We start from the raw sequence: 22,807 nt of genomic DNA on the forward strand, positions 1-22,807 counted from the left end.
TCTGGTATCGAAACTATGTGGAAAACACTGCATCAACTGGCGATCCCACCACGGCTGTATCAAATCTGTGGCTGGTTTATACCGTGGCTGGCAATTGCCAGTGTGGTCGTGCTTACCGTCGGCTGGATCTGGGGATTCGGCTTTGCTCCGGCTGATTATCAGCAGGGAAATAGCTACCGCATTATCTACCTGCATGTGCCTGCGGCGATCTGGTCTATGGGCATTTATGCATCAATGGCGGTGGCGGCGTTTATTGGCCTGGTCTGGCAGATGAAAATGGCCAACCTGGCGGTGGCGGCGATGGCCCCCATTGGTGCCGTGTTTACCTTTATTGCCCTGGTTACCGGCTCTGCATGGGGAAAACCGATGTGGGGCACCTGGTGGGTATGGGATGCACGCCTGACTTCTGAACTGGTGCTGCTGTTTTTGTATGTGGGTGTGATTGCCCTGTGGCACGCCTTCGACGATCGCCGTCTGGCAGGCCGTGCGGCAGGTATTCTGGTGCTGATTGGCGTGGTGAACCTGCCGATTATTCATTACTCCGTGGAGTGGTGGAACACCCTGCATCAAGGATCAACGCGGATGCAGCAAAGTATTGATCCGGCAATGCGTTCGCCGCTGCGCTGGTCGATTTTTGGTTTCCTGCTGCTGTCTGCCACGCTGACGCTGATGCGGATGCGTAATTTGATTTTGCTGATGGAAAAACGCCGTCCGTGGGTGAGTGAACTGATACTGAAAAGAGGCCGTAAATGACCCCTGCATTTGCTTCCTGGAATGAATTTTTCGCAATGGGCGGTTACGCCTTTTTTGTCTGGCTGGCGGTGGTGATGACCGTTATTCCGCTGGTGGCTTTGGTCGTGCATTCGGTGATGCAGCATCGCGCAATTCTGCGTGGCGTGGCGCAACAGCGGGCGCGTGAGGCGCGTTTACGTGCTGCGCAACAGCAGGAGGCTGCATGAATATTCGCCGTAAAAACCGCTTGTGGATTGCCTGTGCCGTGCTGGCGGGGCTGGCACTGACTATCGGCCTGGTGTTGTATGCGCTGCGCTCGAATATCGATCTTTTTTATACGCCGGGGGAAATTCTCTACGGCAAGCGTGAAACTCAACAGATGCCGGAAGTCGGTCAGCGTCTGCGCGTTGGCGGGATGGTGATGCCGGGTAGTGTGCAGCGCGATCCCAATTCGCTGAAAGTAACGTTCACCATTTACGACGCTGAAGGTTCAGTAGATGTCTCTTACGAAGGCATTTTGCCGGATCTGTTCCGTGAAGGGCAGGGCGTAGTGGTGCAGGGCGAACTGGAAAAAGGTAATCATATCCTCGCGAAAGAAGTACTGGCGAAACACGATGAAAACTACACGCCGCCAGAAGTCGAGAAAGCGATGGAAGCTAATCACCGTCGCCCGGCGAGTGTTTATAAGGACCCAGCATCATGATGCCAGAAATTGGTAACGGACTGCTGTGCCTGGCGCTAGGAATTGCGCTGTTGCTGTCCGTGTATCCGCTATGGGGCGTGGCGCGCGGGGATGCGCGCATGATGGCTTCTTCGCGCTTGTTTGCATGGCTGCTATTTATGTCTGTGGCTGGCGCATTTCTGGTGCTGGTCAATGCTTTCGTGGTGAATGACTTTACTGTCACCTATGTTGCCAGCAACTCCAATACCCAGCTTCCGGTGTGGTATCGCGTAGCGGCAACCTGGGGTGCGCATGAAGGCTCGCTACTGCTGTGGGTGCTGCTGATGAGCGGCTGGACATTTGCGGTGGCGATTTTTAGTCAGCGTATTCCGCTGGATATTGTGGCCCGTGTACTGGCGATAATGGGGATGGTCAGTGTCGGCTTTTTGCTGTTCATTCTCTTTACCTCTAACCCGTTCTCACGCACGTTGCCGAACTTCCCGATTGAAGGGCGCGATCTTAACCCGCTGTTGCAGGATCCAGGGCTGATCTTCCATCCGCCTCTGCTCTATATGGGGTACGTTGGTTTCTCGGTGGCGTTTGCTTTTGCCATTGCTTCTTTGCTGAGTGGGCGTCTGGACAGCACTTACGCACGCTTTACCCGTCCGTGGACGCTGGCGGCGTGGATCTTCCTGACGCTCGGCATTGTGCTCGGTTCCGCATGGGCCTATTACGAACTCGGCTGGGGCGGCTGGTGGTTCTGGGATCCGGTAGAAAACGCCTCATTTATGCCGTGGTTGGTGGGTACTGCGCTGATGCACTCGCTGGCGGTCACTGAACAGCGTGCCAGCTTCAAAGCGTGGACATTACTGCTGGCAATCAGTGCCTTCTCGCTGTGTCTGCTGGGGACTTTCCTTGTGCGTTCCGGCGTGCTGGTATCAGTACACGCGTTTGCGTCTGATCCGGCGCGCGGTATGTTTATCCTCGCTTTTATGGTGCTGGTGATTGGCGGTTCGCTGCTGCTGTTTGCCGCGCGTGGACACAAAGTTCGCTCACGCGTAAACAATGCGCTGTGGTCGCGGGAATCTCTGCTGTTAGCGAACAACGTTTTGCTGGTCGCCGCAATGCTGGTGGTATTGCTGGGGACGCTGCTGCCGCTGGTGCATAAGCAACTTGGGCTGGGCAGTATTTCGATAGGTGAACCGTTCTTCAACACTATGTTTACCTGGCTGATGGTGCCGTTTGCGCTACTGCTTGGTGTCGGTCCACTGGTGCGCTGGGGGCGCGATCGCCCACGTAAAATCCGCAATTTATTGATTATCGCCTTCATCTCTACGCTGGTGCTGTCTCTGCTGTTGCCGTGGCTGTTCGAAAGTAAAGTTGTGGCGATGACGGTGCTCGGCCTGGCTATGGCCTGCTGGATTGCAGTGCTGGCGATTGCGGAAGCTGCGCTGCGTATTTCACGCGGCACGAAAACCACCTTTAGTTATTGGGGCATGGTGGCGGCTCACCTGGGGCTGGCGGTAACAATTGTTGGTATTGCCTTTAGCCAGAACTATAGCGTTGAGCGTGATGTGCGCATGAAGTCCGGTGATAGCGTCGATATTCATGAATATCGCTTCACCTTCCGTGATGTCAAAGAAGTGACTGGTCCGAACTGGCGTGGTGGTGTGGCGACTATCGGCGTAACGCGAGAGGGCAAGCCGGAAACGGTGCTGTATGCGGAAAAACGTTATTACAACACTGCCGGGTCGATGATGACCGAAGCGGCGATTGACGGCGGCATCACGCGTGACCTGTACGCAGCTCTCGGTGAAGAGTTGGAAAACGGCGCGTGGGCTGTGCGTCTTTACTACAAACCGTTTGTTCGCTGGATTTGGGCGGGCGGGCTGATGATGGCGTTGGGCGGGCTGCTGTGCCTGTTTGATCCTCGCTATCGTAAGCGCGTAAGCCCGCAAAAAACTGCGCCGGAGGCTGTATGAAGCGCAAAGTATTGTTAATTCCTTTGATTATCTTCCTGGCGATTGCCGCGGCGTTGCTGTGGCAGCTGGCACGTAATGCCGAAGGGGATGATCCGACCAATCTGGAATCGGCGCTCATTGGCAAGCCGGTGCCAAAGTTTCGCCTCGAATCACTGGACAACCCGGGGCAGTTTTATCAGGCGGATGTGCTGACTCAGGGCAAACCAGTGCTGCTTAACGTCTGGGCGACCTGGTGTCCGACCTGCCGTGCGGAACATCAATATCTGAATCAGCTTTCTGCGCAGGGCATCCGCGTAGTTGGCATGAACTATAAAGACGATCGCCAGAAAGCGATCAGCTGGCTGAAAGAGCTGGGCAATCCTTACGCGTTAAGCCTGTTTGATGGCGACGGCATGTTAGGGCTGGATCTCGGTGTCTATGGCGCGCCAGAAACGTTCCTCATCGACGGCAACGGCATCATTCGCTATCGCCATGCGGGCGATCTCAATCCTCGCGTCTGGGAAGAAGAGATCAAGCCGCTGTGGGAGAAATACAGTAAGGAGGCCGCACAATGAGGTTTTTATTGGGCGTGCTGATGCTGATGATCTCCGGCTCAGCGCTGGCGACCATCGACGTGTTGCAGTTTAAAGATGAAGCACAGGAACAACAGTTTCGTCAGCTTACTGAAGAACTGCGCTGCCCGAAATGCCAGAACAACAGCATTGCCGATTCCAACTCGATGATTGCCACCGACCTGCGCCAGAAAGTGTATGAACTGATGCAGGAAGGTAAAAGTAAGAAAGAGATTGTCGATTATATGGTGGCGCGTTACGGCAACTTCGTCACTTACGACCCGCCGTTAACGCCGCTGACCGTTCTGCTGTGGGTGCTACCGGTGGTGGCTATTGGCATTGGCGGTTGGGTCATTTACGCCCGCTCGCGGCGTCGGGTACGCGTGGTGCCGGAAGCGTTTCCTGAACAAAGCGTGCCGGAAGGTAAGCGTGCCGGATATGTTGTTTATCTGCCGGGTATTGTGGTGGCGTTAATTGTGGCTGGCGTCAGCTACTACCAGACCGGCAATTATCAGCAGGTGAAAATTTGGCAGCAGGCCACGGCACAGGCGCCGGCGTTATTGGACAGGGCGCTGGATCCGAAAGCTGAGCCGCTCAACGAAGAAGAGATGTCCCGCCTTGCGCTGGGGATGCGTACTCAACTGCAAAAAAATCCGGGAGATATAGAAGGCTGGATTATGTTGGGCCGCGTTGGCATGGCGCTGGGTAACGCCAGTATTGCCACCGATGCATACGCCACTGCGTATCGCCTCGATCCGAAGAACAGCGATGCTGCACTCGGATACGCTGAAGCGTTGACACGTTCATCTGATCCCAACGACAACCGCCTGGGTGGTGAACTGCTACGCCAGTTAGTAAGAAGCGACCACAGCAATATCCGTGTGTTAAGCATGTATGCGTTCAATGCCTTTGAGCAGCAGCGATTTGGCGAAGCCGTTGCCGCGTGGGAGATGATGTTGAAACTCTTACCTGCCAACGATACTCGCCGTGCGGTGATTGAACGCAGTATCGCGCAGGCGATGCAACACTTATCACCACAGGAGAGTAAATAAGAACAAGCCCGATGGTGATGCCATCGGGCCAGACTGATGGCAAAGTGCGCTTTGTTTATGCCAGATGCGGCGTAAACGCCTTATTCAGCCTACAAAATCGTGCGAACTCAATACATTGCTCGATCCGCGTAGGCCTGATAAGCGTAGCGCATCAGGCAGTTTTGCGTTTGTCATCAATATCAGCCCGAGGGTAAATCCATCGGGCTATTTTTTTATTGTGCCCCACGTTGTTGCAGGAACAGAATGGTGGCCGCCACGCGTGAGCGGACATTGAGTTTACGCAGCAGATTGCGAATGTGTACTTTTACTGTCTGCTCGGAAATATTCAACACCGAGGCAATCTGTTTATTTGACAGTCCCTGTGCCAGCTCGTGCAGAACATCCAGCTCGCGCTCCGTCAGCACGCTGAAGGGATCTTCTTCCGCGCCAAACATTTCACGTTCACGTAAGTACTGATTGACGCGTTCGCTAAAGACTTTGCTGCCTTTCGCTCCGGCACGAATCGCTTCCAACAACACTTCCGGATCGCTGTCTTTCAACAGATAACCGTCTGCGCCTGCGTCTATCAGCGCAAACACATCGCTGGAGGCATCTGATACGGTCAGGATAATAATTTGCGCGGTAACGCCATCCCTGCGCAAGGCATTGAGGGTATCCAGGCCACTCATACCTTTCATATTGAGATCCAGCAAGATCACGTCGATATCCAGTCTATTCGCCAGATCGATAGCACTCGCGCCGTCGCCCGCTTCGGCGACCACTTCAAAGCCAGGATCAAGCTCCAGTAACTGACGAACACCGCGTCGCATAAGTGGATGATCATCCACAATCATCACCTGAAAAGGCGTTGCTTCAGGCATAGTAGTCTCCTGAGGTTTTATTAGAATCATTATGTTTGAGCGTAGCGTTGGAAACGCTACCAGGCGCGTGAATGTTACCCCATTTTATGTATGGACATGTAGTGAAAAGTACAGCTCAGTAGTTCACCCTCGCATCATTTTCATTATAAATATGGAATTTTGCATCAACTTCCCATCAAGAAAAACAACTAAAAAATCAATCACAATACATGTGCATTTCTTTAAACAGTTTTTAAAAACTGACTCCGGGTATGGAGCTATGGGTATTTTCAGTACCCAATGCTTTTGACAGCAATTAATTTCATAGGATGAAAGCTCAATGCATCAATCTGGTTCTGTTTCTCTTTGTCGTTCCGCAATATCTGTTCTGGTGGCTACAGCGTTATATTCACCCATAGCATTGGCATCAACTGTTGAGTATGGTGAGACAGTTGATGGTGTTGTCCTGGAAAAAGATATCCAGCTGGTTTATGGGACCGCCAATAATACGAAAATCAATCCTGGCGGAGAACAGCATATAAAAGAATTTGGTGTAAGTAATAATACTGAAATTAACGGAGGGTATCAGTACATTGAAATGAATGGCACCGCAGAATACTCAGTATTAAATGACGGTTATCAAATTGTTCAAATGGGTGGCGCGGCAAACCAGACTACCCTCAATAATGGTGTGCTACAGGTTTATGGCGCAGCGAATGATACTACCATTAAAGGCGGGCGCTTAATTATTGAAAAAGATGGCATTGCCATCTTCGCCGTTATCGAAAAGGGAGGACTACTGGAGGTTAAAGATGGCGGATTGGCATTTGCGGTAGATCAAAAAGCAGGCGGTGCGATTAAAACAACCACGCGGGCCATGGAGGTATTCGGAACAAACCGTCTCGGTCAGTTTGATATCAAAGATGGGGTTGCTAACAATATGCTGTTGGAAAACGGCGGAAGTTTGCGGGTTGAAGAGAATGACTTCGCTTATAATACCACTGTGGATAGTGGTGGTTTACTGGAGGTTATGGATGGCGGGACTGCAACTGGCGTTGACAAAAAAGCAGGCGGAAAATTAATTGTTTCAACGAATGCGCTGGAAGTGAGTGGTACAAACAGTAAAGGCCAATTTAGCATAAAAGATGGCGTGTCTAAAAATTATGAACTGGATGATGGTTCCGGGCTAATTGTTATGGAGGGCACTCAGGCAATTGACACTATCCTTGATGAGCATGCAACCATGCAATCGTTGGGAAGAGATACTGGTACGAGAGTGCAGGCACATGCAGTTTATGATCTTGGTCGGTCAGTGCAGAATGGAAGCATAAAATATTCCTCAAATGCCATATCTGAAAATATGGTTATCGATAATGGTCGCGCTAATGTCTGGACTGGCACAATGGTTAACGTAACAGTCAGAGGAAATGAGGGCATTATTGATGCAATGGCGCTAGAATTAAATTTTTATACACCGGCTACATTTTTAGGTGACTTGGTGGTTTCTGATGGTGCATCTTTAAGAACGCATGGCGCAGTGGATACCAGTAAAGCAGATGTTTCTATCGAAGAGAGTTTTTGGGCTATTATTGCCGATATCAATAATATAAACCAAAACACCCGTCTCAATTTAGCAAACCTGGTGATGTCAGACGGAACTGTCGTTATGATGGCTGAGCCAGTGACTCGTTCATCTGTGACGGCAAGTGCGGAAAATTTCACTACGTTGACCACCAATACCCTATCGGGAAACGGCAATTTTTATATGCGTACCGATATGGCTAATCATCAGAGCGATCAGCTCAACGTGACCGGTCAGGCAACAGGTGATTTCAAAATATTTGTGACGGACACGGGGGCCAGCCCGGCAGCAGGTGATAGCCTTACACTGGTAACAACGGGCGGCGGTGATGCTGCATTTACCTTGGGCAATGCCGGAGGCGTTGTTGATATCGGTACGTATGAATATACCTTGCTGGATAATGGCAACCATAGCTGGAGTCTGGCAGAGAATCGCGCGCAAATTACCCCTTCAACCACTGATGTGCTGAATATGGCGGCAGCGCAACCGCTGGTATTTGATGCAGAACTGGACACCGTGCGTGAGCGTCTTGGTAGCGTAAAAGGCGTTAATTACGATACGGCGATGTGGAGTTCGGCAATTAACACCCGCAACAACGTAACCACTGATGCGGGAGCTGGCTTTGAGCAAACATTGACGGGGCTGACGCTCGGTATCGATAGCCGTTTCTCCCGTGAAGAAAGCAGCACAATTCGTGGCTTATTCTTTGGTTACTCTCATTCTGATATTGGTTTTGATCGCGGCGGTAAAGGTAATATCGATAGCTATACTCTGGGTGCTTATGCCGGTTGGGAGCATCAAAACGGTGCCTATGTTGACGGGGTGGTGAAAGTTGACCGTTTTGCCAACACCATCCATGGCAAGATGAGTAATGGGGCAACAGCGTTTGGCGATTACAATAGTAACGGCGCGGGTGCTCATGTCGAGAGCGGGTTCCGTTGGGGGGAGGGGCTGTGGAATGTAAGGCCTTATCTGTCCTTTACCGGCTTTACCACTGATGGTCAGGACTATACGTTATCAAACGGCATGCACGCGGATGTGGGAAATACCCGCATATTACGCGCTGAAGCGGGAACGGCGGTAAGCTATCACATGGACCTGCAAAACGGTACGACGCTGGAACCCTGGCTGAAAGCCGCCGTGCGTCAGGAATACGCCGATTCTAACCAAGTGAAAGTTAATGACGACGGCAAATTTAATAATGACGTGGCTGGAACCCGTGGCGTTTATCAGGCTGGGATAAGGTCATCGTTTACCCCGACGTTAAGCGGTCATTTGTCTGTCAGCTATGGCAATGGCGCGGGGGTAGAATCACCGTGGAATACCCAGGCGGGTGTGGTCTGGACGTTCTGATAACAGAAAATAAACAGGCCGTAATGTGTCGCGGTCTGTTTATCAAATTAATCGCAGATATAAAAAAACCAACCACAATAGGTTGGTTTTCTTGGGATTTTTGGTCGGCACGAGAGGATTTGAACCTCCGACCCCCGACACCCCATGACGGTGCGCTACCAGGCTGCGCTACGTGCCGACTCGTGGCTGCTAATACTACCGTTTTCCACAACGAATGCAAGTAAGATATTTCGCTAACTGATTTATAATTAATCAGTTAGCGATAAAACGCTTCTCGTCTGTCAGCACCTGCAATAACAAACTTAACTGTGGTTTTTCATCTTTCACTCTTTCACCACGTAAGTTGTACGTGCGGTATTTACCGTTATTGTTCAGCACTAACGTCATTTTCGGGGTGGTAATTGCCAGCGTATCGTTATCCGCAGCCGTAACCCAGTAATGACGGCGTTGGGGGTTGAACAAATCCTGACCTTGTGAATATTCGCTGGCAGGTGTGCTGACATGTAGCAGGCGTTGCATCAGTGTCGTCATCAGATCGGTATGATCGGTCAGGGCATTAATACGCTGCGCCGGTGTGCCGGGCCAGTGAATCACTAATGGCACCTGAAGATGACCGTGGGACCAGTCAAAGGTTTCTTCCCCTTCGTTCAGCGGAATACCCCGACCGGCAGTGATAATCACTACCGTATTGACCAGTTTGCCGGAATCACGCAGCGCATTTAGCACGCGGTTGATCTGGTCATCAACATTGCCTGCCGCCCGGCTATATTTCCGTGCAAATGCCAGCTGATTGCTGTCGTCAATGTTAGTGCCATTGAAAGACACCCACGAGAACCAGCGGTTATCTTCTTGTGCGTAGCGGCCCAGCCAGTTGATCCACTGCGTGGCGGTCTGCTCGTCGGATTGGGTACGTACGCTCGGCATCGAGAAATCTGACAACAATGCCTGGCGATACAGCGGGCTGGTAAAGCCATCTGATGAGAATAACCCCAGCTGATAGCCTTGCTGATTAAGCGCAGTAATTAACGCCGCAGGCGTACGGGTCGACAGAATGCCGTCCATATAGCTTGGCGAGATGCCATAGAACAGGCCAAAGATGCCGTTGTCTGTAGTGTTGCCGGAGCTCATATGGCGCGTGAACGAAATATTTTGCTCAGCAAAACCTGCCAGCGCAGGCATCTGCTTCTCGAAGCGTGAGTAGTTCAGGCCATCGACAGTAATCAACAGCACATTCTGCCCGGTGCCCATATCGCGATAGCGCAGTTCGCTTAACGGATACTGAACGGAAACAGCGTCTGGGTTACCTTGCTCAATGAGACGGCGTTGATACTCTTGTGCATCAAGCAAACCATGCTTCTCAAGAAAACGTCGTGCCGTCATCGGGTACGAAAGCGGCAGGTTAGCGCGCTGCATGGTGATCGGGCGATAGAAGTTGGCATCGGCCCAGATATACACCACATGCGAGGCAATAAAAGCGATAAATAAGAATGCGGCCAGCGGGCGCACGAAGCGCCGACGACGCGTCAGGCTGCGTAGCTTTTGCCAGCTCCACGTCGCAAACACCAGTTCAAGCAATAAAATAACCGGCACGCTAATGAACATCAGCTGCCAGTCGCGCGCCATCTCATTTTCGTCTGGGTTGATAACCAACTGCCAGACGATGGGATTAAGATGGAGATGGAAACGAGTAAAGACTTCGCTATCGATCAGTAATAGCGTCATTCCCGCCGTTGCTAAAATGACGGACAAAAACCTCATCAGCCTCTGGGAGCCGACGATAAAAGTCAGCGGGAAGAGGATCAGCAAGTAGGTGGCGAACACCAGGAAGCTGAAATGGCCGATAATGCTTACGTAGGAATAAATGCGACCAGCAAGCGTTGTCGGCCAGTCGGCGATAAACAGGTAACGGCTGCCAATGACGAGCGAAAGCAGAATATTGAACAGTGCAAACCAGTGCCCCCAACTGACCATCTGAGAGACTTTTTCACGGTAGCGCTGACGATGAGTTACCATAACCTGTTATCTGTTTCCCTTAGTGCGCTTTGTCTTCGTTGATAGAGGACTGTAAGGCGCGGGCAAAAGAGTTGGCAATTGCCTGGCGTTGGGCCGGGGCAATGCTGGTGTTGATAAGGTTAGTGACCATGTTGCCTAACACCATCAGGGAAAGGTCGGTCGGAGCCTTATGTTTTTCCAGTACGTTGAGCAGCTCTGCGAGCAATTGTTCAACCTGTTCATCACTGTAGCGGGAAATTTGTGGCATAAATCGAAATCAGTTAGTTGATGAAAGGGCAACATATTACCGTAGCAACGGTTTTTTTTCTGCTTTTTTATGCGTTAAATCATTCTCGTTACGCCGCCTTCTGTAAAATGACCGCCATCTTTTATTGCGTCGCTTTACCGGCGGTGGTTGAATACCGGCCGGTCTTAAAGGAGAGTTTATCATGAGTCTGGATATCAACCAGATTGCTCTGCACCAGCTTATCAAGCGTGATGAGCAGAACCTTGAGCTGGTGTTGCGCGATTCATTGCTGGAACCGACAGAAACCGTCGTAGAGATGGTGGCAGAACTGCATCGGGTCTATAGCGCCAAAAATAAAGCATACGGCTTGTTCAGCGAAGAGAGTGAACTGGCGCAGACGCTGCGCTTACAGCGTCAGGGCGAAGAGGACTTTCTGGCATTTAGCCGCGCGGCAACCGGTCGCCTGCGTGACGAATTAGCGAAATATCCTTTTGCTGACGGTGGATTCGTGCTGTTTTGCCACTATCGCTATCTGGCGGTGGAGTATCTGCTGGTGGCAGTTCTGAGCAACCTGAGCAGTATGCGTGTTAACGAAAATCTCGACATCAACCCAACCCATTATCTTGATATCAATCATGCGGATATTGTTGCGCGTATCGATTTAACCGAGTGGGAAACCAATCCAGAGTCGACCCGCTATCTCACTTTCCTGAAAGGGCGAGTAGGGCGCAAAGTGGCCGATTTCTTCATGGACTTCCTCGGTGCCAGCGAAGGGTTGAACGCGAAAGCGCAAAACCGCGGATTATTGCAGGCGGTTGATGATTTCACTGCCGAAGCACAACTGGATAAAGCAGAACGGCAGAACGTGCGTCAGCAGGTCTACAGCTACTGTAATGAGCAATTGCAGGCGGGTGAAGAGATCGAGCTTGAATCGCTGTCGAAAGAGCTGGCGGGCGTCAGCGAAGTGAGCTTCACGGAATTTGCGGCTGAAAAAGGCTACGAACTTGAAGAGAGCTTCCCGGCAGACCGTAGCACGTTGCGTCAGTTGACGAAGTTTGCCGGTAGCGGCGGTGGCTTGACTATTAACTTTGATGCGATGCTGTTGGGCGAACGGATTTTCTGGGATCCGGCGACCGATACCCTGACCATTAAAGGCACGCCGCCGAACCTGCGCGATCAATTGCAGCGCCGGACGTCTGGCGGCAATTAATCGGTTTGGTGTTATGAATGCCAGATGCGGCGTGAACGCCTTATCTGGCCTACAAAAAATAGCAATACCGTAATCAGGCATAATTTGCAGATACAAAAAACCCCGCCGGAGCGGGGTTTTTTTTACAACTTATTCAGCGATTAAGCGCGAACGAAGTCGATGTGCAGCAGCTTAGGTTTGTACGGGTGACGCTGTACGTCCTGAGCTTTAACTTTGATTTCTTTACCGTCAACAACGATGGTCAGAACTTCGCTGTAGAATTCAGCTTTAACTTGCATGTTCATGACTTTGTCGTGATCCAGAGCAACAGCCAGCGGCGCTTCGTTGCCACCGTAGATGATTGCCGGGAATTTGTTAGCGGTACGCAGGCGGCGGCTCGCACCCTTACCCTGCTCGTTACGTACTTCTGCGTTGATAGTAAACATTTCTTTCTCTCTTAAATTAATCCTGCTACAGGCGACCCAGCAACAGGTAAGTGATCTGCTTTGCATATGCAAAAGCGGGCGAGATTCTATACTCAATCGCCTTGCACATCAATTAAAACTACCATTAACCGCGTAATTCGTGTGCCCGACGAAAACGACCTTCGTAATCAAACACTTTTTCGCGCACTTGCCAGTACTGGCCTTTCATTCGTGCGACGACGAAATCCGGATGGCGCAGCAACGCTTGTTGGGCGAGGATATCAGCAGCGGTGATCCAGCGCAGAGGGATGCCCGGTGTACGCGTATGCGGGCGGATAAAAAGCTGCTCGAAGGCGGTACGCTGGGCGGGCGTTTGCAGACGGAAACGCTCACTCACATCCGCGCCGTCTTCATCGTAATAGGTGATTTTCAGCCATTCGCCTTTCTCGTCGTGCCCATGCTGTAAAGACATGCCGCTACAGCGTAATACCAGCGCGTCTTTCAGTCGTAGCGCCGCTTTTAACATATCGTCCGGATCAACCAGAATGGTGTCACATTCGCGGCAGCGGCGGGCGGCTATATCATTTTCTGCGTTACATTGTGGGCAATTCTTAAAACGGAAGCGGAAGTCACACTGTTCGCGATGACCGTCGTCATCTTCAAACCATCCCTGACAACGACGACCAAAGTGTTCAATCAATGTCCCGTCAGCGGTCGTTTTCCCCCAAAAGGTGTTGGCAAAACCGCAGGCAGGGCAGAAAACCTGTACCGGAACGTTGTCACTTTTTCCTTTCGGTGTACCGACCTCCGGCGCGTAGAGATCGTGAGGATTACCCGCATAATCAAGAATTAAGCAATCAGTCTTGCCTGGAGCCAGACGCAGACCGCGCCCGACAATTTGTTGGTAAAGACTCACCGATTCGGTAGGGCGCAGAATAGCGATAAGATCGACGTGCGGGGCGTCAAATCCGGTGGTCAGTACCGCGACGTTGACCAGATAGCGAAAACGCTGGGCTTTAAAATCTTCAATTAATACATCGCGTTCAGCGCCGGGCGTGTCGCCGGTAATAAGTGCTGCATCCTCAGCGGGCAGCAAGCCGACAATCTCTTTTGCGTGTTCGACTGTCGCAGCGAAAATCATCACCCCTTTGCGCGTTGCGGCGAACTCCATAATCTGGCTGATGATGTGCGGGGTAATACGTTGCTGTTTTTTCAGCTCACGGTTGAGATCGGCTTCGCTGAACAGCCCGTTACTCTGTGCCTGCAATCGGCTGAAATCGTATTGCACTACTGGCATATCCAGTCGTTCTGGCGGCGTCAGATAGCCGTGTTTAATCATATAACGCAGCGGCAGCTCATAAATACAGTCGCGGAAAAGGGCTTTCTCATCGCCGCGTACCATGCCGTGATAATGAAACTGATAAATCCAGCCTTTGCCCAACCGAAAAGGCGTGGCAGTCAGCCCTAACAGGCGTAATCGGGGATTCACTTTTGTCAGGTGAGTGAGGATTTGCTGATACTGGCTCTCTTCATCGTCACCAATACGATGGCATTCATCGACAATCAACAGTGAAAATTCACCCTGAAAGGCATCAAGGTTACGGGCGACCGATTGCACGCTGCCAAATACTACTTTACCGTGGCTCTCTTTACGCTTTAGCCCAGCGGCAAAGATATCGGCTTCCAGTCCCAGCGCCTGATATTTTGCATGGTTTTGCGCCACCAGCTCTTTAACGTGTGCCAGCACCAGCACACGACCACGCGCCAGCCGCGCCAGTTCCGCTATCACCAGGCTTTTACCGGCACCGGTGGGCAGCACGATAACGGCAGGGGTTTTATGACGACGAAAATGGTTGAGCGTGGCATCCACGGCTTCTTGCTGATATGGACGGAGTGTAAAAATCATGGTCTCGCGTAGGTAGATTATTCTGCTAATAGTATGCCACGGATCTTTTTCCCTTGAGGGAAGTTATTAGACCGCTATACTGGGCAGACAACAGTTCAGATTTTCGGGTCAATGCCCGACCTCCGTTTTTACAGGCAAAATCACACACATGCGACTTGATAAATTTATCGCACAGCAACTCGGCGTAAGCCGTGCTATTGCCGGGCGTGAAATCCGCGGCAATCGTGTCACCGTCGATGGCGAAATCGTCCGTAACGCAGCGTTCAAACTGCTACCTGAACATGAAGTCGCTTACGATGGCAATCCGCTGGCGCAGCAACACGGTCCACGTTACTTCATGCTCAATAAGCCTCAGGGCTATGTTTGCTCAACTGATGACCCGGATCACCCAACGGTGCTCTATTTTCTTGATGAACCGGTAGCGTGGAAACTGCACGCCGCAGGGCGTCTGGATATCGATACCACCGGTCTGGTGCTGATGACTGATGATGGTCAGTGGTCGCACCGCATTACTTCTCCGCGCCATCATTGCGAGAAGACCTATCTGGTGACGCTGGAATCACCCGTAGCTGACGATACGGCAGAGCAATTTGCTAAAGGCGTGCAGCTGCATAACGAAAAAGATCTCACTAAGCCGGCGAGGCTGGAAGTGATTACCCCAACGCAGGTTCGTCTGACCATCAGCGAAGGGCGTTATCATCAGGTGAAACGCATGTTCGCCGCCGTGGGTAACCACGTGGTTGAGCTGCATCGTGAACGTATTGGCGGCATTACGCTGGATGCTGATTTAGCCCCCGGTGAATATCGTCCGTTAACTGAAGAAGAAATTGCCAGCGTCGTCTAACTTTTTAATGACTTTCAGGAGCCCGTTGTGACCACCCGACAGCATTCGTCGTTTGCTATTGTTTTTATCCTTGGCCTGCTGGCCATGTTGATGCCGCTGTCGATTGATATGTATCTGCCCGCGCTACCGGTAATTTCAGCGCAATTTGGCGTACCTGCGGGCAGTACGCAGATGACCCTCAGTACTTATATTCTGGGCTTTGCGTTGGGGCAGTTAATCTACGGGCCAATGGCAGACAGTTTCGGGCGTAAGCCGGTGGTTCTTGGCGGTACGCTGGTGTTTGCCGCCGCCGCGGTGGCGTGTGCGTTGGCACAAACCATCGATCAGCTGATTGTGATGCGTTTCTTCCACGGTCTGGCTGCGGCTGCGGCCAGCGTGGTTATCAACGCTTTAATGCGTGATATCTACCCGAAGGAAGAGTTCTCACGGATGATGTCGTTTGTCATGCTGGTGACGACCATTGCACCGCTGATGGCACCGATAGTTGGCGGCTGGGTGCTGGTGTGGCTGAGCTGGCATTACATCTTCTGGATCCTCGCCGTAGCGGCGATTCTGGCTTCGGCAATGATCTTCTTTCTGATCAAAGAAACCTTACCACCGGAGCGTCGCCAGCCTTTTCACATTCGTACCACTATTGGTAACTTTGCGGCGCTGTTTCGTCATAAGCGTGTCCTGAGTTATATGCTGGCCAGCGGTTTCAGCTTTGCCGGAATGTTCTCGTTCCTGAGCGCCGGACCGTTTGTCTACATTGAAATTAACCACGTCGCGCCGGAAAACTTTGGTTATTACTTTGCGCTAAACATTGTTTTCCTGTTCGTGATGACCATCTTTAACAGTCGCTTCGTCCGCCGTATTGGCGCGTTAAATATGTTCCGCTCGGGGTTGTGGATACAGTTTATTATGGCGGCGTGGATGGTCATCAGTGCGCTGCTGGGGCTGGGATTCTGGTCGCTGGTAGTTGGCGTTGCGGCGTTTGTGGGCTGCGTGTCGATGGTGTCATCTAATGCGATGGCGGTCATTCTTGATGAGTTTCCCCATATGGCGGGAACGGCATCTTCGCTGGCAGGAACCTTCCGTTTTGGCATAGGGGCAATTGTTGGCGCATTGCTTTCTCTTGCGACCTTTAACTCTGCATGGCCGATGATTTGGTCAATTGCATTCTGCGCAACCAGCTCCATTCTCTTCTGTCTGTACGCCAGTCGGCCGAAAAAACGGTGATCTATTGCACAACGAGGAAGCTAAAAGGCTTCCTTTGTTGATGCATGTCAACCACAAATCCATCATTCCCCCGATATATGTTTATTTTATGTAAAATCAATTTATGTAAAAAGTCACATCATTGTAGTTAAAAAGGTTGAGTTAGATCGCAGAAACGGGTACATATAGCCCCGCAAACGTGACCACGCCCGCAGATATTATTTAAATCAGAGCCATAGAGGCCACGCTGGCGAGGTATCAATCTTTACGATCTGTATAAAGACGGATTGTTGATGATGTGTTAAAATTGATGTAAACAAATTGTGAAGTAAATGTGCTTCCGGGGAAAATAAGTGACTTCATTACAACTCTCAATCGTCCATCGACTGCCGCAGAACTATCGCTGGTCTGCTGGTTTCGCAGGTTCGAAGGTTGAACCGATTCCGCAAAATGGACCGTGCGGTGACAACAGCCTGGTGGCGCTTAAATTGCTTAGCCCGGATGGTGATAATGCATGGTCGGTGATGTACAAACTAAGCCAGGCGTTAAGCGACATCGAAGTTCCATGCTCGGTACTGGAGTGTGAAGGTGAGCCGTGCCTGTTTGTAAATCGCCAGGACGAGTTTGCTGCAACATGCCGATTGAAAAATTTTGGTGTGGCAATTGCCGAACCCTTCTCAAACTACAATCCTTTTTAAGCGTCAGCTCAACGCCAGTAGCTGACGCGTATACTCCTGCTGCGGTGCGGCAAACACGCGCGCGCACGGTCCTTGTTCCACTACTTCCCCTTGTCGCAGTACGATAACCTGATGACATAACGCGCGGACAACGTGCAAATCGTGACTGATAAACAAATAGGCCAATTGATGCTTTTGTTGCAATGATTTCAATAGCGTCAATATTTGCGCCTGTACCGTTTTGTCGAGCGATGATGTTGGTTCATCAAGAATGATCAGCGAGGGCTTAAGAATTAACGCCCTGGCAATCGCAATACGTTGCCGCTGACCACCAGAGAACTCCGCCGGATAACGGTGGCGTGTTTCAGGATCTAATCCCACTTCATGCATCACGGCTATCACTTGTTGTTCGCGTTGCACGGCAGAAAGCATCGGCTGGTGAACCCGTAAACCTTCCTCGATAATTTGCAAAACGTTGAGTCGTGGGTTGAGCGAGGAGTTAGGATCCTGAAATACCACCTGAATGCGATGGCGAATAGGTAATAGCTGACGGCGGTTTAAATTTTGCAATGGCTGACCGTCAAAAATGATGCTGCCCTGAGAGTTAATCAGTCGCAGCAGCGCCAGTCCCGTCGTGCTTTTCCCGGAACCGGACTCGCCCACTAAACCCAGTGTTTCACCCGCCCGTAGCGTAAAACTGATGTTTTTCACCACCACATTATGATCCACAATGCGCTTCAAAATCCCTTTGCGAATGGGGAAGGCAACCTGAAGCTGTTCAACATCTAGCAACGTTGAGGCAGGTTCTGGCAATGGGACCGGGTCGCCTGACGGTTCACTGTTGAGTAGCTTTTGTGTGTAAGGATGAGTGGGTGAGGCAAATAGCGTAGCAGCGTTATTTTGCTCGACACAGCGACCGTTTTGCATTACCGCCACGCGGTGAGCCAGTTTTCTGACAATACTGAGGTTATGAGTAATAAACAGCATGCCCATATTCAGCTCGCCTTGCAGTTCGCGCAACAGCTGTAAAATCTGCGCCTGGACAGAGACGTCCAGCGCGGTGGTCGGTTCATCGGCAATTAATAATTCCGGTCGCGTTAACAGCGCCATCGCAATCATCACCCGCTGGCGTTCGCCGCCGGAGAGCTGATGCGGATAATCTGTCAGCCGTTTTGCCGCCTGGCGGATACCGACGCGATCAAGGCAGTTAAGAATTTCGCCACGAGCCGCTTCCCGACGCATCCCGCGGTGGAGTGAAAGCACTTCATAAAGCTGTTTTTCCAGGGTATGCAATGGATTTAACGACACCATCGGTTCCTGAAAAATCATGGCAATCTTATTACCGCGTACACCGCGTAACGTTTGATCGCTGGCATGAAGTAGCGATTCGCCATGAAAACGAATATCGCCGGAGAGATATTCAACCGGCGGGGAAGGGAGCAGGCGTAAAATTGACAGCGCGGTAACGCTCTTACCTGAACCAGACTCACCCACCAGCGCCAGCGTTTCGCCAGCCGCAATCTGTAGTGAAACATCATTGACTACTGTGCGTACGGTTTGCTGATGGCGAAAACCCACCGACAAATTTTCAATCGCTAACAGAGTTTGCGTCATGCTACACCGCCTTATTAGGATCAAATGCGTCGCGGACGGCTTCACCAATAAAGATCAGCAAAGACAACAATATCGCCACCGACAAGAAGGCGGTGATCCCAAGCCACGGGGCCTGAAGGTTATTTTTCCCTTGTAACAGCAGTTCGCCGAGTGACGGTGAACCGAGCGGCAGACCGAAGCCGAGGAAATCGAGTGAGGTTAGGGTGGTTATTGAACTACATAAAATAAACGGTAAAAAGGTGAGGGTAGCGACCATGGCATTTGGCAACATATGACGCAGGATGATACTGCGATCGCTGACGCCAAGCGCCTGCGCCGCACGGATGTAGTCGAAATTACGGGTACGTAAAAACTCCGCCCGCACCACGCCGACCAGACTCATCCAGCCAAACAAGACGGTAATTGCCAACAGCCACCAGAAGTTAGGCTGTACGACGCTGGAAAGTAAAATAATCAAAAACAGCGTCGGCATCCCCGACCATACTTCAATAAAACGTTGCCCCCAGAGATCGACTTTACCGCCGTAATAGCCTTGTAGCGCCCCCGCCAACACGCCCATCACGCTGGAGCAGAGGGTCAGCATCAGGCCAAACAGAACTGAGATCCGCGTGCCATAGAGAATGCGCGCCAGCACATCGCCGCCATTGGCATCCGTTCCCAGCCAGTTTTGCCGGGAGGGTGGAGAAGGGAAGGGCTTATCGGTAGCAAAGTTGATACTGGTAGCACCAAAGCGAATCGGTGCCCACAGTACCCAGCCTTTATCTTCCAACCGCTGTTTCAGCCACGGGTCCTGATAATCAGCCTGGCTTGCCAGCGGGCCGCCAAAATCGCTTTCGCTGTAGTTTTTCAACAACGGGAAATACCAACTGCCGTCATAACGTACCAGCAACGGTTTATCGTTGGCGATAAGTTCAGAACACAAACTCAAACCAAATAAGACGAGGAAAACCCATAACGACCAGTAGCCGCGACGGTTATGACGAAAACGCGCCCAACGGGCCTGATTGACGGGGCTGAGTCGCGACATTAACGTCCCTCAAAATCTATACGCGGATCGACCAGCGTATAGCTGATATCACTGACAATATTCAGCAGCAGGCCAATCAGGGTGAAAATATACAAGGTACCAAACATTACAGGATAATCGCGCGAGACGGTCGCTTCGTAGCCCAATAAGCCAAGACCATTGAGTGAAAACATCACCTCAATCAGCAGCGAGCCGGTAAAAAACATGCTGATAAACGTCGCCGGAAAACCGGCAATCACCAGCAGCATGGCGTTGCGGAACACATGTTTCCAGAGAATATTTTTTTCACTTACCCCTTTCGCACGGGCGGTCACCACGTATTGCTTGCGCACTTCATCAAGGAATGAGTTTTTTGTCAGCATGGTCAGCGCCGCAAAGCCGCCAATCACCGTCGCCAGCACCGGCAGCGTGATATGCCACAGATAATCGGTGATTTTCTGATACCACGGCAGCGAATCAAAGTTAGCGGAAACCAGGCCGCGCAGAGGGAACAGGTCGAAATAGCTGCCGCCCGCGAAGAAGACAATCAGCAGGATGGCAAACAAAAAGGCAGGAATGGCGTAGCCGATGATGATAAATGCGCTACTCCAGACGTCAAAGCGGCTACCATTATAAACAGCTTTGCGAATGCCTAACGGAATCGACACCAGATAGATAATCAGCGTGCTCCACAATCCGAGGGTGATGGAAACCGGCAGACTGTCTTTAATCAGCGTCAGCACCGAGGCGCTGCGAAACAGGCTATCGCCAAAATCAAAGCGGATGTAGTCCCAGAGCATTTTGAAGTAACGTTCGTGGATCGGCTTATCGAAACCGTAGCGATGAGTGATCTCGGCGATCACTTCTGGATCTAATCCGCGTCCGCCACGGTAATTACTGTCGCTGATATTGCCGACGCCCGTTTGCGCATGGCTGGCGCGAACACCTTCACCGCCTGCGCCGGGTAATACTCCGGCATTACCAAACTCAATGGCGGCGATGGCCTGGTCGACCGGACCGCCAGGCGCAATTTGCACGATGAAAAAGTTGATAGTGATAATCGCCCATAACGTTGGGATCACCAGCAACAGACGGCGAATCAGATAAGCGCCCATCTACTCTCCCTGTTGTCTGGCTGACGGCAGTTTCGTCGCTTTATTAACGTCATACCACCAGGTATCGATACCCAGGCTGTAAACAGGGCGCACTGCGGGTTGAGAGAATTTATCCCACCAGGCGAGACGGTCTTCCGCCATATACCACATTGGCAGCATGTAATAATTCCACGTTAATACGCGATCCAGTGCTCGCCCCAACGGCAGTAATTTTTCTTTATTTCCCTGCGCGGCAATAATTTGGTTGATCAGCGAGTCGATAACCGGACTTTGCACGCCGGGGGCATTATAAGTGGAGTTGATATATTCCGATGACCAGGAAATCTGTAAATCGGAACTGGGCCACGGCATCGCCCGCCATACGCGCGGCATCATGTCATAGTCGCGACTGCGCATGCGGTTGGTGATTTGCGAGTTATCCACCTTGCGAATGTCCATGTTGATACCCAGCCGTTGCAGGCTGTGCTGGAACGGTAATACCCACTGACTATTGCTGCTTGCGGGAAGCAATAATTCAAAGCTGAGAGGCTGACCCGTTGTGGCATTAACGCGTTGCTGACCCTTCAGCACCCAGCCCGCTTCATTGAGAAGTTTGTCGGCTTTTAACAGGTTGTCACGATCGTAGCCATCGCCTTTCGATACCGGCGGCTGGTAGATTTGTGTGAAGACTTCTGGCGGAAGATCTTTTTTCATTGGTGCCAGAAGAACCAGCTCCGCGGCGTCGGGGTAATTTCTGGCTGCGTATTCGGTATTCTGAAAATAACTGTTCGTGCGACTCCAGGCATTGTAAAACAACGCCTTGTTCATCCATTCAAAGTCAAAGGCGAGAGTGATCGCTTCCCGGACCCGGCGATCGCTGAATACCGGACGTTGGATATTAAACGCCAGCCAGCGCGTATCCTGGGCTGATTCGTTCTTTTGCTCATCTTTGATGATGTATTTCTTATCGAAATTTTTACCGGTATAGCGCGTGGCCCAGTTTTTGGCGTCGTTTTCCAAACGTAAATCAAAAGCACCGGCTTTAAACGCTTCAAAGGCGACATTATCATCGAGGTAGTAATCGTAGCGAATGGTGTCGAAATTCCAGCGTCCACGGTTTACCGGTAAGTTTGCTGCCCAGTAATCTTTCACGCGGGAATAGACAATATTTTGCCCCATTTTCCAGGACGTAATTCGGTACGGACCACTGGCAAGCGGAGGCGTGGCGAGCGGATCGCTAAGTTTGTGATTCTTCCAGTACTTTTCTGGAAATACCGGCAGCGAAAACAGACTCAGCATATCTTCTTTGCCGGGTTTCGCTAACTCAATACGCACGGTTAATGGTGCAATGGCTTTGACGGTGGTGCCTTTGTAGACCAGACGAAATTGCGGTACGCCTTCGGTCATAAATTTTTGAAAGGTGAATTCGACATCGCGGGCAGTAATGGGGGAACCATCATGAAAACGGGCGCGCGGATTAATTGCGACCTCCACCCAGGAATAATCGTCAGCATAGCGCGCACTTTCGGCAATCAGCGGATAATAACTACCTGGCTCGTCATCGGAAGTAGTAAATAGCGTGTCGTACAACTGCTCGGTGCGTGCGCCCGGGTTGCCGCGCAGTGCATAACGGTTGAAATTATCGAAGGTGCCGAGGGCTGACAACGTTATCTGCCCACCTTTTGGCGCGGCGGGGTTCACATAATCAAAATGGTTGAAATTAAACGCGTACCGGGGTTCGCCCAGTACCGCAAAGGCATAGCTTTCCTTGATAGCCTGCGCCTGCACACCAAAGGTGAACAGAGCGATAAACAGCAGCAGTATGCGCACAATCATCTGCAACAGATTTCCTTTTACTCATCAT

20 protein-coding genes and 1 tRNA gene are annotated in these 22,807 nt (G+C 51.3%); 11 read left to right on the forward strand and 10 right to left on the reverse strand.

Annotated elements, in window-relative coordinates:
- Positions 1–15 precede the first annotated feature (15 nt).
- Genes ccmC through ccmH form a run of 6 tightly spaced genes read left to right on the forward strand, consistent with a single transcriptional unit; the run spans position 16 to position 4,978 of the window.
- Positions 16–753 carry a heme exporter protein CcmC gene (gene ccmC, locus BGE37_RS03645; RefSeq protein WP_001295447.1) on the forward strand — a complete coding sequence of 246 codons (738 nt, stop codon included), beginning with the start codon at positions 16–18 and terminating at the stop codon, positions 751–753.
- On the forward strand, positions 750–959 hold the full coding sequence (ccmD, locus tag BGE37_RS03650) for a heme exporter protein CcmD (RefSeq protein ID WP_032184639.1): 210 nt from the start codon (positions 750–752) through the stop codon (positions 957–959). Before ccmC ends, ccmD begins: the two co-directional genes overlap by 4 nt.
- Positions 956–1,435, forward strand: a complete 480-nt coding sequence (gene ccmE, locus BGE37_RS03655; protein ID WP_001026418.1) for a cytochrome c maturation protein CcmE — start codon at positions 956–958, stop codon at positions 1,433–1,435. Before ccmD ends, ccmE begins: the two co-directional genes overlap by 4 nt.
- Entirely contained in the window at positions 1,432–3,375 is a 1,944-nt protein-coding gene (gene ccmF / locus BGE37_RS03660; RefSeq protein ID WP_000982453.1) for a cytochrome c-type biogenesis heme lyase CcmF, read from the forward strand. Before ccmE ends, ccmF begins: the two co-directional genes overlap by 4 nt.
- On the forward strand, positions 3,372–3,929 hold the full coding sequence (dsbE, locus tag BGE37_RS03665; RefSeq protein WP_000824439.1) for a thiol:disulfide interchange protein DsbE: 558 nt from the start codon (positions 3,372–3,374) through the stop codon (positions 3,927–3,929). Before ccmF ends, dsbE begins: the two co-directional genes overlap by 4 nt.
- A complete protein-coding gene (gene ccmH / locus BGE37_RS03670) occupies positions 3,926–4,978 on the forward strand; it encodes a cytochrome c-type biogenesis thiol:disulfide oxidoreductase CcmH (RefSeq protein ID WP_105287786.1) in 1,053 nt (350 codons plus the stop codon). The genes dsbE and ccmH overlap by 4 nt, the downstream gene beginning before the upstream one ends.
- Positions 4,979–5,190: 212 nt before the next feature.
- Here the strand turns inward: ccmH and narP are convergent, their stop codons facing one another.
- Positions 5,191–5,838: a nitrate/nitrite response regulator protein NarP gene (gene narP / locus BGE37_RS03675; RefSeq protein WP_001113637.1), complete on the reverse strand. Its 648-nt coding sequence runs from the start codon at positions 5,836–5,838 to the stop codon at positions 5,191–5,193.
- A 319-nt stretch (positions 5,839–6,157) separates the two neighbouring features.
- Between narP and yejO the strand changes: the two genes are divergently transcribed.
- A complete protein-coding gene (gene yejO, locus BGE37_RS03685) occupies positions 6,158–8,752 on the forward strand; it encodes an autotransporter YejO (RefSeq protein ID WP_123057315.1) in 2,595 nt (864 codons plus the stop codon).
- Between the two features lie 101 nt (positions 8,753–8,853).
- Here yejO and BGE37_RS03690 read toward each other — a convergent pair.
- The 3 genes from BGE37_RS03690 to BGE37_RS03700 form a co-directional block, all read right to left on the reverse strand.
- Positions 8,854–8,930, reverse strand: a tRNA-Pro gene (locus BGE37_RS03690).
- A 74-nt stretch (positions 8,931–9,004) separates the two neighbouring features.
- Positions 9,005–10,765, reverse strand: coding sequence for an LPS biosynthesis-modulating metalloenzyme YejM (yejM, locus tag BGE37_RS03695; RefSeq protein WP_105287789.1), 1,761 nt, complete (start codon positions 10,763–10,765; stop codon positions 9,005–9,007).
- Between the two features lie 19 nt (positions 10,766–10,784).
- Complete coding sequence (locus BGE37_RS03700; protein WP_001135667.1) at positions 10,785–11,012, reverse strand: YejL family protein; 228 nt, start codon at positions 11,010–11,012, stop codon at positions 10,785–10,787.
- A 181-nt stretch (positions 11,013–11,193) separates the two neighbouring features.
- Here BGE37_RS03700 and yejK point away from each other — a divergent pair, with 181 nt between their 5' ends.
- Entirely contained in the window at positions 11,194–12,201 is a 1,008-nt protein-coding gene (gene yejK / locus BGE37_RS03705; RefSeq protein WP_000050789.1) for a nucleoid-associated protein YejK, read from the forward strand.
- A 140-nt stretch (positions 12,202–12,341) separates the two neighbouring features.
- On the opposite strand, the gene rplY is transcribed toward yejK, so the two are convergent.
- On the reverse strand, positions 12,342–12,626 hold the full coding sequence (gene rplY / locus BGE37_RS03710; protein ID WP_000494197.1) for a 50S ribosomal protein L25: 285 nt from the start codon (positions 12,624–12,626) through the stop codon (positions 12,342–12,344).
- 124 nt (positions 12,627–12,750) lie between these two features.
- Positions 12,751–14,511, reverse strand: coding sequence for a DEAD/DEAH box helicase (locus BGE37_RS03715; protein ID WP_000578096.1), 1,761 nt, complete (start codon positions 14,509–14,511; stop codon positions 12,751–12,753).
- 148 nt (positions 14,512–14,659) lie between these two features.
- Here BGE37_RS03715 and rsuA point away from each other — a divergent pair, with 148 nt between their 5' ends.
- The 3 genes from rsuA to BGE37_RS03740 all read left to right on the forward strand — a co-directional run bounded on the left by rsuA (position 14,660) and on the right by BGE37_RS03740 (position 17,250).
- A complete protein-coding gene (rsuA, locus tag BGE37_RS03725) occupies positions 14,660–15,355 on the forward strand; it encodes a 16S rRNA pseudouridine(516) synthase RsuA (protein ID WP_105287790.1) in 696 nt (231 codons plus the stop codon).
- Between the two features lie 27 nt (positions 15,356–15,382).
- Positions 15,383–16,573 carry a multidrug efflux MFS transporter Bcr gene (gene bcr, locus BGE37_RS03730; RefSeq protein ID WP_000213385.1) on the forward strand — a complete coding sequence of 397 codons (1,191 nt, stop codon included), beginning with the start codon at positions 15,383–15,385 and terminating at the stop codon, positions 16,571–16,573.
- A gap of 332 nt (positions 16,574–16,905) precedes the next feature.
- A complete protein-coding gene (locus BGE37_RS03740) occupies positions 16,906–17,250 on the forward strand; it encodes a YejG family protein (RefSeq protein WP_000202798.1) in 345 nt (114 codons plus the stop codon).
- Between the two features lie 3 nt (positions 17,251–17,253).
- Here the strand turns inward: BGE37_RS03740 and yejF are convergent, their stop codons facing one another.
- From yejF to BGE37_RS03760, 4 genes are read right to left on the reverse strand one after another with little or no spacing between them, the layout of a single operon-like run.
- On the reverse strand, positions 17,254–18,843 hold the full coding sequence (gene yejF, locus BGE37_RS03745; protein WP_032184627.1) for a microcin C ABC transporter ATP-binding protein YejF: 1,590 nt from the start codon (positions 18,841–18,843) through the stop codon (positions 17,254–17,256).
- 1 nt (position 18,844) lies between these two features.
- Entirely contained in the window at positions 18,845–19,870 is a 1,026-nt protein-coding gene (locus BGE37_RS03750) for an ABC transporter permease (protein ID WP_032184626.1), read from the reverse strand.
- The gene (locus BGE37_RS03755; RefSeq protein WP_000501604.1) at positions 19,870–20,964 is read right to left on the reverse strand and encodes a microcin C ABC transporter permease YejB; all 1,095 of its coding nucleotides are present in this window, start codon (positions 20,962–20,964) and stop codon (positions 19,870–19,872) included. Before BGE37_RS03755 ends, BGE37_RS03750 begins: the two co-directional genes overlap by 1 nt.
- Positions 20,965–22,779, reverse strand: a complete 1,815-nt coding sequence (locus tag BGE37_RS03760) for an extracellular solute-binding protein (RefSeq protein WP_032184625.1) — start codon at positions 22,777–22,779, stop codon at positions 20,965–20,967.
- Positions 22,780–22,807: the final 28 nt, after the last annotated feature.

It is taken from the genome of Escherichia sp. MOD1-EC6300 (genome assembly GCF_002965045.1).
Taxonomy (GTDB): domain Bacteria; phylum Pseudomonadota; class Gammaproteobacteria; order Enterobacterales; family Enterobacteriaceae; genus Escherichia; species Escherichia coli_F.